14 protein-coding genes are annotated in these 14986 nt (G+C 47.3%); 8 read left to right on the top strand and 6 right to left on the bottom strand.

Going from position 1 to position 14986, the window contains the following annotated elements; translation table 11 throughout:
- The first annotated feature begins 288 nt into the window (after nt 1-288).
- Nucleotides 289-2625, top strand: a complete 2337-nt coding sequence (locus GJR95_RS41150) for a hypothetical protein (protein ID WP_162391415.1) — start codon at nt 289-291, stop codon at nt 2623-2625.
- Nucleotides 2626-3064: 439 nt separating this feature from the next.
- Here the strand turns inward: GJR95_RS41150 and GJR95_RS41140 are convergent, their stop codons facing one another.
- Nucleotides 3065-3616, bottom strand: a complete 552-nt coding sequence (locus tag GJR95_RS41140) for a dihydrofolate reductase family protein (protein WP_162391413.1) — start codon at nt 3614-3616, stop codon at nt 3065-3067.
- A gap of 252 nt (nt 3617-3868) precedes the next feature.
- On the bottom strand, nt 3869-4060 hold the full coding sequence (locus tag GJR95_RS41135; protein ID WP_162391412.1) for a hypothetical protein: 192 nt from the start codon (nt 4058-4060) through the stop codon (nt 3869-3871).
- A gap of 193 nt (nt 4061-4253) precedes the next feature.
- Between GJR95_RS41135 and GJR95_RS41130 the strand changes: the two genes are divergently transcribed.
- The 3 genes from GJR95_RS41130 (at nt 4254) to GJR95_RS41120 (ending at nt 5786) form a co-directional block, all read left to right on the top strand.
- Nucleotides 4254-4898, top strand: coding sequence for a recombinase family protein (locus GJR95_RS41130; protein WP_162391411.1), 645 nt, complete (start codon nt 4254-4256; stop codon nt 4896-4898).
- A gap of 139 nt (nt 4899-5037) precedes the next feature.
- Nucleotides 5038-5457: a hypothetical protein gene (locus tag GJR95_RS41125; RefSeq protein ID WP_162391410.1), complete on the top strand. Its 420-nt coding sequence runs from the start codon at nt 5038-5040 to the stop codon at nt 5455-5457.
- 122 nt (nt 5458-5579) lie between these two features.
- Nucleotides 5580-5786, top strand: coding sequence for a hypothetical protein (locus tag GJR95_RS41120; protein ID WP_162391409.1), 207 nt, complete (start codon nt 5580-5582; stop codon nt 5784-5786).
- 1012 nt (nt 5787-6798) lie between these two features.
- Here the strand turns inward: GJR95_RS41120 and GJR95_RS41115 are convergent.
- Nucleotides 6799-7569, bottom strand: coding sequence for an alpha/beta fold hydrolase (locus tag GJR95_RS41115; RefSeq protein ID WP_162391408.1), 771 nt, complete (start codon nt 7567-7569; stop codon nt 6799-6801).
- Nucleotides 7570-7695: 126 nt separating this feature from the next.
- On the bottom strand, nt 7696-8652 hold the full coding sequence (locus GJR95_RS41110; RefSeq protein ID WP_162391407.1) for an NAD-dependent epimerase/dehydratase family protein: 957 nt from the start codon (nt 8650-8652) through the stop codon (nt 7696-7698).
- A 609-nt stretch (nt 8653-9261) separates the two neighbouring features.
- Here GJR95_RS41110 and GJR95_RS41105 point away from each other — a divergent pair.
- A complete protein-coding gene (locus GJR95_RS41105; RefSeq protein WP_162391406.1) occupies nt 9262-9768 on the top strand; it encodes a hypothetical protein in 507 nt (168 codons plus the stop codon).
- Between the two features lie 155 nt (nt 9769-9923).
- Here the strand turns inward: GJR95_RS41105 and GJR95_RS41100 are convergent, their stop codons facing one another.
- Complete coding sequence (locus tag GJR95_RS41100) at nt 9924-10484, bottom strand: DinB family protein (RefSeq protein ID WP_162391405.1); 561 nt, start codon at nt 10482-10484, stop codon at nt 9924-9926.
- Between the two features lie 21 nt (nt 10485-10505).
- Here GJR95_RS41100 and GJR95_RS42635 point away from each other — a divergent pair, with 21 nt between their 5' ends.
- The gene (locus GJR95_RS42635) at nt 10506-10640 is read left to right on the top strand and encodes a hypothetical protein (RefSeq protein ID WP_262889743.1); all 135 of its coding nucleotides are present in this window, start codon (nt 10506-10508) and stop codon (nt 10638-10640) included.
- Nucleotides 10641-11297: 657 nt separating this feature from the next.
- On the opposite strand, the gene GJR95_RS41095 is transcribed toward GJR95_RS42635, so the two are convergent.
- Complete coding sequence (locus GJR95_RS41095) at nt 11298-11594, bottom strand: sensor histidine kinase (protein ID WP_162391404.1); 297 nt, start codon at nt 11592-11594, stop codon at nt 11298-11300.
- A gap of 267 nt (nt 11595-11861) precedes the next feature.
- On the opposite strand from GJR95_RS41095, the gene GJR95_RS41090 reads away from it, so the two are divergent.
- Both GJR95_RS41090 and GJR95_RS41085 read left to right on the top strand, forming a co-directional pair.
- Nucleotides 11862-13754, top strand: coding sequence for a CocE/NonD family hydrolase (locus GJR95_RS41090; RefSeq protein WP_162391403.1), 1893 nt, complete (start codon nt 11862-11864; stop codon nt 13752-13754).
- Nucleotides 13755-14376: 622 nt separating this feature from the next.
- Nucleotides 14377-14802 (top strand): response regulator, encoded by a 426-nt coding sequence (locus tag GJR95_RS41085; protein WP_162391402.1) that lies wholly within the window; start codon nt 14377-14379, stop codon nt 14800-14802.
- Nucleotides 14803-14986 lie beyond the last annotated feature (184 nt).

Below are 14986 nucleotides of genomic sequence, written 5' to 3'. Positions count from 1 at the left end.
AAATTATAGGTAGTTGCTAGATGTAATTAATACAGTTTAAATGGACAAAACAAGATTTTTAAGAATAATATTTTGTTATCCTGCTACAAATAAGCGTTAATTTGTTAAATCTATAGCATATCACGAAATATTATTCGCTTGAATTAAAATTATCATGATAAGTTTTTGAAAAATTGTCTATTCCCTGATTTCTATCATGATAAAATAAAACGGGGATTAAGTATAATTTTGAGTTGAATCGCTTCGGCAGAGAAAGTATCCTGATAATTGTAGTGCCATACCATACCTATGAGTGAATCACAGCAACCCCAGTCGAGTCAACATGTTCCTGATTACACACGACAAATTCTGGAAGAGGCACTGGCCAGACTGACAGTCCAGCAGCTACGCCAACTGGCTGTAGAGGTTAGGGTTAACCTTAAAAAAGGGGATGCCGAGGGAATTAACAGGATACATTTTAGTGCACTCAAGAGTCAAATTGCCGACTTGAAGATTCCAGGATTGAGTCCTATGACAATTCACCGGATGTTTGAGGTACGATCCGGCCATGATGCGAAAAAAGAAAAGTATGTAGACCTCTTCTGGGCACTGTATCAGCTTCAGCAGGTAGAGATACGAACGTTGAGCGGAAAGGATTCAACGCAACTTAAGATTCGCATTGCGGGTGTTCAGGTTGAGTCACCTGATCTACAGCAGCCACTACCTCGTAAAAGTGTTACATACACCTGCTACTGCTACAGTGTGCATCGCTCAAAAATTTTTAGTGGGGAATTGACCTTACACGAACAGAAACGTATGGCTAGTCTTTCCTTACAGGCACAGGCAATTGATGCTGCGGCTAAGAATGAAGCCAGAATTGAGTTTACCGGGAAGTGGCAGGAAGGGAAAAACCTGACTCTGTTTGTTAATTTGTGGGAAGAAAGGAAAACAAAAGAGCGGGATTACATTAATCTGATCATCTCTGCGGGTCAGCAGGATGTTTTCTCGGGTATGGCCACGCCTATATTTTCGCTGGATGATCCTAGCTCTTACTTTACGGGTACATTTTCGACGATCTATACCTTGCCAGCGGACTACGATTCCATCCCGAGTGTAGGGCTAACCATCTTGAAACCAGCTACGGACGCAGCAGATCAGGAAGAACTAGCCCATCAGATACATTATTTTCTGGCTAATAAAGTGCTAGCTGTCCCCCGTGAGGATGTGGTAACTACAGTGGCTACAGCCTGGTCAACCATCAACTCAATGGCGGGGATATACACCGGCTTTTACATGAACGCAGTCACCAGCACCCTCCATCGATTTAGATGTATTATTGAGAGTAACGGGAAGGTGGCACTCCGTCTAATGGATGCGGCATTACAGGAAAGTACAGAAGGCGTTGACACTATGGACAGTCAAATCCAAACCATTCGAGGGGATGTGCGGGTTTGGGGACAGGCTAACCAACTGTTGTCACTGGAATTCAACTATCTGCGACTGTCTGGACAGTATCGGTTTCGGCTGCTTTTTAACCTAACGGCGCCCGACGAATGGGTATGGGGTATTGGTACAGGACTCAATGACAATGAGAAGGAAACGATTATGGGGAGCCGAACGGCAATTAGACGAATGGAATCAGCCCCCAAGCCAGCCGTATTTCTACTCACAGGCAGAGATGATTTCAATAAAGCCACAGGAGAGTATAGTCAGATCTTGTTTGATTTTTTTACGGGCATTACCCAACCAGCACTCACAGAAATTAATACAATTAAGTCGGTAGCTAATTTGACGAGTCCGAATTATGATGCACAGGCCCCAAAGTTCGGGCTGGTTGGGTTATATAAGGTTTACTCCCTAGAACGTCGTTGGGTTCGTGAGAAACCGACCGTACCGCTCAAAGCCCGGCAATATTTTATCGTAGAGTATCCGCTGCGCTTGTGTGCTGATGGAACAGCGTGGATGCAGTTTTCCGCATCGTCAAGTCCGATCCAAACCAGTAAAGTAGAGCGGGGGGTAAATTACCTGGCTATCACGTTTCAGTCCATTCCAGATGGCCCAAAACTTCCGGGGGATTACACCTATATCCATTTCGTTTTCTGGCTCGAAAAAACAGAGGAGGTAAACAAATTGTATGGAGTTTCCGTGAGACGAGGTAAAGTACCGGAAGCGCGGGTAGAGTTGTTCTTAGAAGCCATGACAGATGGGAAGCTACCAGACGAAACAGAGGACGGGTTTCCATTTGGGCAAACGGTATATGATGAAGTTCGCACAGATACGAGAGAAGAGAAATATAAAGAGTGGATGACTCATGCTGAGCATGAATACCGGGCAAAGATCGTGAGATACTTGTCTGGAAAAATGAATAGATTAATATTGCTTCATTCAACGGCTACTTCCGAAGGAGATATCCAACCACGGCAGGAAGGCCATAGACGTATCTATTTTTACCAGGCATGCTATCAAGCCCAGAAAGACGAAATTCAACTGGCAGTAGCTTCTTTAATAAGGAGCCACCGTCACGGCTTCGGTACCAATAAAGACGACTTAAATTATCTCAAGGAGGAAAAAGCACTTTGGTTAAAACATACCGATCTGGAAAGAATTATTATGCAGTTGTGGCCAGAAAGTAAGGTATTTGATTGACTCGTGACTCACCTTCAATTGGGAAATCGGCTCAACACGATGCTGATACTTACTAAAGTTTCCTTCAGCAATATCGCCCGTAAGCACGATAATATCCATGGGCTGATTAAGAGCTTTCTGAACGACCTGGTCTATATAGTGACGAGGGATACCGGCCCCGGCATGAAGATCGCTGATTTGCAAAATTGTATAGCGATATAGACCATCCGGTAGCCCATCCATGGGCACCTGAACGGTAATGTATACTTCTTTTCACCTTCCATTTTAAATATTAAATAAGTATCCTAAATTATAAATTGGCTGATCTAATTGTTCTTGTGACAACATGTGAAATGTAGAATAGTGGATTTAACATTTATTAAAGGAACGTTTAACTAAGGTTACGCTTATCGCGTCTAGATGGATACTGATACTAGTAATTCGACTGGATAATCTTCTGTCACTGTTTCAAGTAGTGAAGCGCCACATTGCCGGATTTGAACGCAATCGTATCAACCAACTTTAAATTAAGCGTTTCCTGTAGGCTTCCCCCAGTAAGCAAGGGTCTCCCCTGCCCCACCATCACCGGATGGACAACCAACTGAAATTCATCGATCAGACCGGCTTGGATGAATTCTGGCAATAAGCTGACACTGTCTACCGAAATTTTGTCGCCCGGTTGCTGCTTCAGTTTTAGGAGTTCTTCGGCCGGGTGGCTGCGGACAATGCGTGTTTTATCATCGACGCTGTTTAAGGAGCGTGACATCACCACTCGATCGATCGCCGTCAGCCGCTCAGCAAATCGATTTTCAGTCGCTGTGCCGGATTTAGTTTGGGCTACATCAGCCCAATAGGGAAACATAAGTTGATACATCACTCGACCGAAAAACAGCAGATCTACCCCGCTCAACGTTGCTGTGAAATACTCCAGCACCTCTTCACTGGGATTGAACATCGTGTGATCGCAGTAGCCGTCCAGGCTAATATTCATACTAAATGATACCGATCTCATGTGGTCAGCCAGTAGTTTACTGTTTATACAAAAGTAAACCAGGTGAGCTACGCTGATGCGGGTCAATCGCGACAATATGAGGGCGTTTTTATGACCATTTGCCTCTAATGAAAGCCATCCTTATATGCTCCTGACCAAATCTATCCAGAGATACTGACGCTTTTAATGTTCTACAGTACCTAAATAGCTGGGGGACACTTAAACGACTTTACCAACTTATTGACGGACTAGTATTGGGCGTCACGATAAACATTAGTCAAGTTTAGCGGGCGAAATGCTCAACGGCTCCTGGATGCGCAACTGGGGATAAGTCGTTTTACAAATAGCCCGAAACGTTTTCTCTTTTTCCTCTGGTGAGTCAACTCCAAATAGAATACGAGCGAACTCGGCTGTGGGTACACCTGCCTGATTGACGAGTTGAGCTTTGAACAAGAGTGCGGCCATTGCTAGTGGATATTGTTACCTAAAGATAGCCGAAAACCTGGTCGCTATAAAAAGAGAAGCTTCTCAAAGAGGTATATTTGTCTATCTTCGTCTAAAAGGCACTTGAAGCGAGCCAAATTAAATTTGGAAAGGAGCAAAAAGTAGAGTTTTCGGCTCCCTTTCTAACTCTTACCTATATACGTAAATAATTTGAATGAAGTACGTTCCTTACTACCGTGTCTCCACCGCTAGCCAGGGTAAAAGTGGATTAGGGCTCTCGGCCCAGCAGGACATCGTCCAACGATTCCTCAAAGCGGGCGACGAACTGCTGGATGAGTTTATTGAAGTGGAGTCGGGGAAGCGGGCCGATCGACCTCAACTGGCCGCAGCCATTGCTCAGGCGAAACAGCATAAAGCCCGCTTGCTCATTGCCAAGCTGGATCGGCTCAGCCGCAATGTGTCTTTCATCTTCTCGCTGCGTAACTCTGAAGTCGACTTTGTGGCTTGTGACATTCCCGATGCTAATACGTTGACAGTTGGCATTATGGCGGTATTAGCCCAACATGAACGGGAACTGATCGGTGAGCGTACCCGATCCGCCTTAGCTGCTAAGAAGGCCCAGGGACATAAATTAGGCATGCCTAACATTACTCCAGAGGTGACTCGTCGAGGTTTAGTCGTCCGTCAACAAAATGCTCAGGTGAATTTAGCCAATCGACAAGCTGCGGAGTTAATTCGTCTCTACCGCCAAGAAGAGCTGACGTACCGAGCTATCGCCGATCGGTTGAATCAGATGGGCTATCGGACCCGGCGAGGTCAAGAGTTTTTGGCCATGAGTGTTAAGCGGCTTGATGAATAGAAAGTATAGAATCAGCCATAATTCTTTGATTAATAAGAGTAATAAGGGGTAGTTCTGCCCAACTCGATGAACAAACTTAGTACAATCGCTACCGCTATGGCTCAGTGCCTGTACCAATAGACGACGGTGAGCAGCTCCTATGAAACGCGAAATTTTCTACATTAACACCGATCTTAACCTGTTGGCTCCGTATGACTTGGCTCCACTTGCCGAGGCTCTGGTGAGGCATGGCGTGCTCTGCTCGCTTTACGTTGGACCGGCGCAGAACGGCTTGTGGTCGGCTAGGCTCGAGACTAGTGGATCCTGCTCAGAACCTGACCTGAATATCGGTGTCATGCTCATGGCAATTGATGCCTTGGACGAGTCCTCCCATAAGCTGTGGGCAGCCTGCACCCGTCGCGAATTCGATATCGGCTATCAGTGCGGAGATGAGCCCAGGGAGTTCAGTCACCATCTTTCGACCACGATACTGGCCAGAATTGCCGAAGTTGGTGCGCGTGTGGTGCTTACGCTCTATTCGGTCGAGCAGCATCCTGGAAGTAAACTGGATGAGAAGTAGGTCATTAAGGGGTTACTTTGCCGCTGCGCTGGGCCGCGCCACGGTGGCCGCCGGAGCCATACGAAACGGCAAAACCATTCTGAATTCTAAATAAACTAGCAGACTCGTATCTCCAGTACTTCATGAAGAAAAACAATGAGTTTAAGCTTGACGACTTGGTTACACTGATCGACCCGCAGGCTGCTCAAGAGTTAGCTGCAGCTAACGGTGAAATTGACTGGCCTGTTCCGGTCATCAGTCAATATGGGCAGCGGGTGCACTGCTGGAACAGCCAACGGCGCGAATTTACGATCACCCTGAGTGCGACTGAGATTAGGAAAGTGAATTGACTGGAGAGTTTACCCCCCAAGAGGGTTAGAAAGGGGAATAATAAAATTAGTGTATCTACTTCATACATCCCTTTCCAATTATATGGGCTTTCGCTGAATCTATCAGCTATAGAAAATAACTAATCGTTCGAGCTGTTCAGCAATGGAAAATCAAAACCATTAAACAATTGATTATCAATACATTTTTTTACGTTGATAGCTGGTAGTAAAGAAGTTCAAATCCCATAACCTCCGTCATGGCTTTGTTACGATAAATCTATAATGTATTAGCTGACTGACAGCTTGGCAGTAAAGCTCGTTTTGTCACAGTTTATGTCAAATAAACTACAAATTGTAAAACTTTAGGTCGTTGCTACTTCAGCCAGGCCAAAAAGACTAGCTTGCCGGTATGAATATAGATAAACAACCATTCACCCCGGATGCGGATGAAGAACTTGATGACCCCTATGTACACACGGTTTCAACGGAGGAGTTTGTAGAAACTGTGGAGCAGGCTAGTCAAGAGACGAAGGAGGACGTATTAACTCCGAACGGGGACTAGCTATTCACTACTTAACCGTGCGTCGGCTCTGTGATAAGTTAGCTTCAGGAGATAGCCTAAAGTAAGAACTAGTTGCGCCTGGGACTGATAGGCAAACTATCGGTCCCAGGTTATAAAACGCGATCCGTTAAAAAAGCTATTTAGTGGACGAATTCGTAGAATTCTAAAATTGCACTTATTGATGACTCAGTTGGTAATGTCTATCCAAAAATCGAAATAAACAAAATAGAACATTTTTGATTATTGATCCGTGAATTAATCCGTAAAGAAGGTAATCTCCTTCTTTACGGATTGATTCACGGATCAATAATGGCAGAGTTTGGCTGCTGAGGTAGACTATAGCTATACTTCTGGTAAACAATCCTTGTAAAAGACAATTAAAAAAACTGGCGATTATTACACGGACATAACTTGACAAGTAGTTGCAACCTTCGTCAATGCAATACACAATGACGCATCGCAGTCGTTGGCTTATTTACCTTGGGTGGCTAAAACAATCAATGCTGCAGCTTCCTTCGGATGGGTCATATAAATGCAGTGGCCCGCACCGTCTACCTCAACAGTTTTAATACTATTGGCCCTTTTTGCATACATCCGTTCCAGGTCCGGATTGATAATCCGGTCAGACTTTGCCACCATATACCAAACGGGTTTTGTTTTCCACGATGGAGTTTGGATAACCGCATGGAAAGCCTGATCGGCAATTGCGGGCTGCGATACTGCCATAAAGCCGGCTATTTCGTTGGAAACACCTGGTGCAAAATCAATTGAAAACATGCCCGGGTCAATGTAATCCAAGCCGTCACTTCCCTTGATTAACGACTTGTAGGCAGGCGGATAGGCTTTTCCATTGTCGGCCTCGGTCTCTCCTACATCAGGGGCATGGGCAGCAATATAAACCAGTCCGGCGACTTTCGGGTTATTTCCGGCAGTCGTTATAATAGCACCCCCATAGCTGTGCCCAACCAATACACAGGGACCGTCTTGTTGATCAATTAATCTGGTCACCGCAGCTACGTCTGCCTGGAAAGAGGTCATTGGATGCTGGGTAATCGCTACCCTGTACCCTTGTCGGGCAAGTATGTGATATACTTCCAGCCATCCCGAACCGTCCACGAATGCACCGTGAACAAGTATTATATTCTTAGTTTTTGCGACTGCCTGCCCATAGCAATTACCTGAAACCGACAAGACCGAAATTATCAGCGAAGAAACGATCCATTTAAACAATCCTTTTTTCATCTTCCGGGGATTTTGATTTTCATTTAAAAGGCGTTGCGATCCATAGGGTTGAGCGACAGTTTTCCCAAACCAGTGCCTCTTTCAGACCTTCACCAGATTGGATTACTTAGTGGTTGACCTTTCCCCCTACTCGTGGTCTGGGTTTGGCTGCTTCTTTAACCAACTCAGCGCTTGCTGAATAGCCTCCAACGAACTATACTGGGGGGTATAGGCTAATAATCGGCGGGCTTTCTCAATACTACCATGGGGACTGTGAGCCAGATGGTCCCACGTTAAAGTAGCATCCTGAGTTGATACGTGCTGACAAAACTCCTCCCAGGGAACAAACCGCAACCGGGCCGGTTGACCATACCAGGCAGCCATTGCTTCAGCGTAGCCGCGCATGGTTAGCGCGTTAGCCGACAGAATATGAAAACTTTCTCCCACAGCCTGAGCCCGATGAGTCAACGCCTGCATAAAGCCCAGGGCCACATCGTCGACATGCACATGATGTAATGTTTCCATGCCTCTATCAGGCAGGAGTACTTCCCGACCCTGGGCGAGCTGATCAAACACGACGGGATTAAGGTTTCCAGCCGGATTAATAGGAAGCCAGCCCGGACCCACTAAATGGCCAGGGTGAAGTACAGTTGCCGGAAAGCGTCTCTGATCGACTTTTCGCAAGAGAAAATCTTCAATGGCTGCTTTTTGAATGCCATACTCGCCAAAGGGGTAACGTGGCTGTGATTCTTCGGTAGGTACGATGACACTGTGGCCATGGACCCACATGGTCCCACAATGCAGGTAATGCTCCAGTCGATGCTGTAAGGCACTGACCAGTTGATGAGCACTGTTGAGTTGAAAACAAATTAGGTCAATGACTACTTGTGGACTTAAGTCAGCAATAGCCTGACCAAACTTGCCCTTCCCGTCAAGCTGGCTGCGGTCTAAGGAAACCAATTCGACCAGTTGCCAGGCCCTATGAGGCTGATAGGGCTGCCTCTGCTGTCGACAAACACAAATGACCTGATGGCCAGCTTCAACTAAGCGTGGTACGAGAAAGGTACCCACGTGCCCAGTACCGCCAATAACTACTACGCGCATTGGGAAAAGGATTTGATCAGGTAGCTAGCTTCTTATAGATGCATTCCGGGTAAATTAGTAAATCCCTTCCATTATGTTGCTGTGGCGATGTGCATTTAATCGTCAATATTAAATCAGGACAAGACTTTTCATCGTACGCGATCAGAAAAGGCAACCTTTATGCGAACGCTTTTATATTCATACTTTATTGGGCGAACCGGCAAGTGAATTATGAAATATCGTTCATTCATCGAAGCGTTTTCGTGAACGAAATCCTTGAATTCAAAAATTGCACTTATTGGTAACTTAGCAAGTAGCGACACTTCAAAAATCGAAATTGACATAATAGTACATTTCCAATAGAGCTCAATAGTCAAATCGCACTACGCTAAACAGGTAGGAAAATTTCAAATGGAACAACTTGCCCGTTAAATCGAACTATGTGCATTTCTAAAAATAGGTTGCCTAAAGGATTACGATTAGAATTCAATAAGTGTCGCACTAACTCAACTCCTGAGGGTGCTCCCAAACAGTTTGATATTTGGAAAGCACCATCAGGTTCGCCATCTTCGAGTCGAATCCATTTTGTTAATTTACCCGATTGTCCCTAGTCTATAAACCATCCCAAAAATGGACCTAATTTCCAGATATGCCTGGGTGCTATTGATCGGAGTGACGGTCGTTAATTACGTTATTATTAAAGCCCGGGTTCAAGAACACATTGACATAAATCCTGACCTTAAAGCGGGGTATGACCAAATTCTGAAGGCCCTTCTTATCTATGGAACGATTCCGGGGTTGATCATGGCCATGGGTAGTTTGACCGGACGAACAACTTCGGTTTACGATTATTTCCATCCAGGGACGCTGACGCTGAACCCTTTCGTGTTGCTACTCCACCTCTATATTATTGTTATTTGGATTTTGGCCGTTCGTTGGATTTACTTTAAACAGGGGGCTGAGATACTGGTTCGCCATCCTGGGGTATTTACCTATCGGGGATTGGGTAATTCGGTTACACCCACATCAACAATCATAAAAATAGTGTTTGCTCTTGCCCTTTTAGGTGGCATTGTGGGCATGACAAGGATGTGGATCGCCGACTTTCCCGCCTTTTTAGAAAATCTGTTCAGTTAATAGGGGGCTAAGACACTAACCCATTTGAACAGGTTATAGCTTAGCCGTACCCCCATCAACAACAAGCACCCCTTTACAAGGGATAACTACGACAAATAAAGAGGGGCTAACCTGCACGGCGTGCAGGTTAGCCCCTGGGCAAGGATACGATGGCTTTACCATAATTTTTCAGCGGGCGGGCGAATCTCCAGCCGTCGGAGGTATATCGTGCATTGCCCCCGGTGATGGGTTTGATGTTCGAACGCTTTGAGCAACCAACCCAATCGCGTAGCCGTGCGCCTGCCTCCCGGCATATCCCGCGTGACGACTTCCCCCAATTGACCGCCATTCATACGCTTCAGGGCATTTATCGTATAGTCGTAGCTGGTGTAGACATAATACATCACCGAATCCCGGCTTTGCGCGGTCGGCCGTTGTTCAAAGCCCGGCTTAAAAAAAACCGCTTGAACCCCCGCATTTTGTACCCCCGTAGCGTGGGTGGCCATGACCACATTGGCGATGGCCAGATGCAGCATTTGTTGGCTGAAACTTCGGATGGAATCGGCCGCCCGAAAGCCGTATTGATCGGCAGGCATAGCGGTGAGGTATTCCCCGGTGTAGGCTTTGGCCCGTTCCCAATCGGCAATCAATTGCTGTTTCCAGCTATCGTTGGCTGGGTTCTGGGCGGTAACCGAACAGCTGCTCAACGAAAGCAGTAGGCTGAAGAGTAGTTTCATAGTAGGTTAATTTTAAGGTGAATGAACGATGTACCAAGCATGACCAAGCGGGCTAAACTGCTGCGTCTAAACAAGTCCATTAAGTTACTGAATCGATCGCCCACTACGGGTACTTTTCCGCAGAACTTCCCAGGGCGAACGCTTATCGTAGGTTAGGGCAAGAGCTGCAACAGCCCGTTGCAACTGTCACCAAGCCGTGATCGGGCTGAGTCATCTCCTGCAACTAAGCCACCAGCTCAGCCATGCCCTGTTTCTCAATCATCTTTTCAGCCGGTTGGTAAGCGATCCCTTGGACTTACTCTCTTTTAGTGGAAACTTCGTTGAGATTGTTTCCACTAAAAGAGAGTAGGTCAATTGATCCTAATACCCTGTTTATCACAAATCGTATTTTGCCGATATATACATTATAAGATACCTACTCCCCTCCCCATTTCAATTTTTGTACGTTTCATATTCACCATATATAAACAATAACCTTTACGTAAACGGTTTTAGGCTTATAAATTATAAAGCAGAATAGGTTATTTAACTATAATGGTAGTTTAATGATAGAAGGGTTTTCGTGAACGATAAGGGCATATTTATTTTTGTACTAAACCAATAAATAAGCTAGAATAGGCATCTAAAAATATAAATAAATGGTATATTTCCAAGGCAGTAATTTGATTCTAAAACCTAATTAGTACGATAGAACTCAGGTTCCAAGATAGCGAAGAAGCGATACTTAGGACATTGAAGAGTAAGCCCAGGCCAGCGCAATTACCGACCGCTACCGATCGGTAATTGAATCAAATACGTAGTTACTTCTCCTTCCTAGCTTTCCACCGTCAAGCTTCCTCCGTGTCCTTTGGTCACAATATCATAACTCAAACTAAGCCCTAGGCCGGTCCCTTCGCCGGTGGGCTTGGTGGTAAAAAAGGCTGGAAGATCTTGGCTTTTACCCCACATCGGGCATACCCATGCCGTTGTCACGGCCCCTAATTCTACCTGCTCTTTCTTGCGCTTGGTACTCACGCTCATCATGGGTGGATAGCCGGTTAGTGGCTGTTTTTGCCGTTGGGCAAGCGTGTAGAAGGCATTGTTGAATAGATTTAGTAATACCCGTCCCATCTCTTGGGGCACCACATCAGCCCCAACCCGCTGACTATCAGCAATTAGTTAAGCCCTTTGCTTGCTTTTTCCCGCTCGATTCCCTATCCTTACAAACCCGAAGTAACCCCGCCAGGTCCTACCTCAAACAGAAGGGCCGAAAGGGCTATTGGCTCCGCTCCCTACGGCTCAACGCGCTCTCCTGACCCTAGTTTCCCTTACCGGCTCGTATGAACGTCCTAAGGAACCCTCGATCAGTTCGTTCCGGTCGTTTAACTACTCCTTCAAATGATTCATCGCCTGTTTTGCCTGTTTTGCCTGTTTTCCCTCCTTGGGCTGCTTCCCGGGCTCCTGTGCGCCCAGCCATCGCCGACTTTGCCCACAGCGGCCCAGGATTCTCTCTACCTCCGCCAAACCTACCAGAAGCGGGAGGTGATGGTGCCCATGCGCGACGGAACCCGCCTGTTTACCCAGATTTATGCCCCCAAAGACACCCTGACTCCGCACCCAATCCTCTTGTGGCGCACCCCCTTCGGCTGTCAGCCCTATGGGCCGGATCTATTCCGTCGCAAGGTAGGCCCCAATCCCTTTACCCTGCGGGATAACTATATCATGGTCTACCAGGATGTGCGCGGACGCTGGGCCTCCGAAGGATCGTTTGTCCAGCTGACCCCCCACCTGGATCAGAAAAAGACCCCCACCCAGGTCGATGAAGCCAGCGATACCTATGACACCATCGACTGGTTACTGGACAACCTGCCCGGCCACAACGGGCGGGTAGGGCAATGGGGCAGCAGTTATCCGGGCTTTTTTACCTCGGCCGGTAGTCTGTCAGGTCATCCCGCCCTGGTGGCCTCCTCGCCCCAGGCACCCGTCTCGAATCTGTGGCGCGATGACGCCTTTCATAACGGGGCCTTTATGCTGGCCGCTAATTTCCGATTCTATCGTCTCTTTCAGCCCCATCCTAAACCCACCCAGACCAACCCACCCGCCCTGTTTGAGGCCGACGATGCCGATGGCTACCGGTTTTACTTGAGTATGGGACCGACGGCCAATTCGGAAACGGGTTACTACCGCAATCGCAACCCCTACTACCACGAAAACGTGGATCATCCCACCTACGATGCGCACTGGCAACGCCGTACGATCCTGCCCCACCTGCGGGGCATCAAACACGCCATCCTGGTGGTGGGGGGCTGGTTCGATGCCGAAGATTTGTACGGCACCTTCCACACCTACCAGGCCATCGAAGGGCAGAATCCCGGTATCCAGAATCGGATCGTGGTGGGTCCCTGGGTGCATGGGGGCTGGATTCGGCCTTCGGGCCAGACGCTGGCCGATCAAGATTTCGGTACCCAGCCACTGCCCTTTTACCAGCAAACCATTGAAGCGCCCTTCTTTCGCCATTACCTGCTGGACCCCAGTGGTCCCTTTGATCTGCCCGAAGCCACCCTGTTTGAAACCGGCACCAATCGCTGGCGGACCTTCGATACGTACCCACCCCGAAACCTCACCTCGCGAACCCTTTACCTGCAGGCGGGGGGCAAACTGGGCTTCGAGGCCCCCACGGCGGCTCGATCCTTCAGTGAATTTTTGTCTGATCCGGCCCACCCGGTGCCCTATTCACCCCGGATCAATGATGGCTTTTCGAAGGATTATATGGTCGACGATCAGCGCTTTGCGTTGGCCCGACCCGATGTGCTGACCTTTCAGACTGAACCCCTTGGGGCGGATTTAACCCTGGCTGGACCTATTCTAGCTAACCTACTGGTCTCCACCACGGGTACCGATGCGGATTGGGTGGTGAAGCTCGTTGACGCCTATCCGGCCGATACGCCCCCTAATCCGGCCAAGCCCGGGGTGGTTTTTGCGCATTATCAGCAACTGGTCCGGATGGAGATCCTGCGGGGCAAGTACCGCAACAATCCCAGCCAGCCTCAGCCCTTCCAGCCGGGTCGGCCCACGGCTATTGCGGTCGAGCTACAGGATGTGCTGCATACGTTTAAAAAAGGCCATCGGTTGCTGGTTCAGGTGCAGAGCTCGTGCTTTCCCTGGGCCGACCGCAACCCGCAAACGTTTGTTGATATTTTCCAGGCCAAACCGGGTGATTATCAGAAAGCCACCCACCGGGTTTATCACGGTCAGGGTGCCCCCAGTCGGATAACCGTGGGGATCTTGTAAGACCACAAAGCCATGACTGCCGAACGCAAGTGCTGGCTTTTTACTGGGGTTTGGCTTAGTCGGGTTGTATTACTTGGTTCGTCCAGCCGTGCGTAACGGGTAGGGACCGGTTAATCACTCACCGGATGTTCACATCACGCAACGGTATAAAAAACGATGGACGCTTACTCACCAGCGTTAGCCTGGTGGGTTCTTGTTACCAGTAACTAGGCCAACAGGATGGGAACCCGAAGAGACTTTGGGTCCCTTTGCCGTCGCCGTACGAAACGGCACAGGGACCCTACCTCAAAATACCCTCCTACTTGAGACAAAGAAAGTCGAAGGGATATGCTACAAAAAATGGGCGTTTCCTGGGATACTACCTGCCTTTCGTTCTATTCTAGGAAGTACGTAAATATTTCTAATAAAAACTTGGGTTTTCCCAGTACTAATTCGGTTATGGGTAATCACTTTTCGCACGTTAAGAGTGAAGTACGAAAACGAATAGGAATGTGCTAACATTCCTAATGACTGTGTGCATAGGCCAGAACCCCGCGCCAATTCCTTATTGAAAAAACAAAATGAGTAATCACAAGTATTAAGGGTGTGAGCATATACTAGACTCATACTCAATAATTTATTTGTGTCACTCTCAGGGCCTATTATTTGCATTGAAGACGATAAGGACGACCAACTTTTAATCGCAGAAGCCATTAAGGAGTTACAGATCCTGAATGAAGTATGCTTTTTTTTTGATGGTGAGGCTGCACTCGAATTCCTGAAAAGCACGCCTAAAAAACCATTTTTGATCTTGTGCGATACCAATTTGCCGCTAATAAATGGCATTGAGTTGCGTAAACGGCTAAACGAAAACGAGTATCTCCGGCGTAAATCGATTCCCTTCGTATTCATTACGACCTCGGCCAACCCAGCCCTCGTTCAAATCGCTTACGATATAACCGTGCAAGGCTATTTTAAGAAACCTTACACCTACATTGAGCTAAAACGACAGATTAAACTGATCATAGCTTACTGGAGCGAATGTCTTCATCCTACTAGCGAAGTATAGCAGCTATCCATTCTTAATGCTTTTCGCACTTTAGGAAGTGGAGATTTCGCTGCCTCAGGTTCTGAATCACTTTTGGTGATTAACCCAATCCAACCACTCGTTTTCGTAACAGGTCAAAACTGGCTCTGCCATACATGGTTCGCTTGATGGTCTTCAGCCGATTCACCTGCCCTTCTACCTGCCC

Origin of the sequence: Spirosoma endbachense (assembly GCF_010233585.1) — a bacterium.
GTDB classification, from domain to species: Bacteria; Bacteroidota; Bacteroidia; order Cytophagales; family Spirosomataceae; genus Spirosoma; species Spirosoma endbachense.
This window is presented reverse-complemented; position numbering and strand designations above follow the sequence as displayed.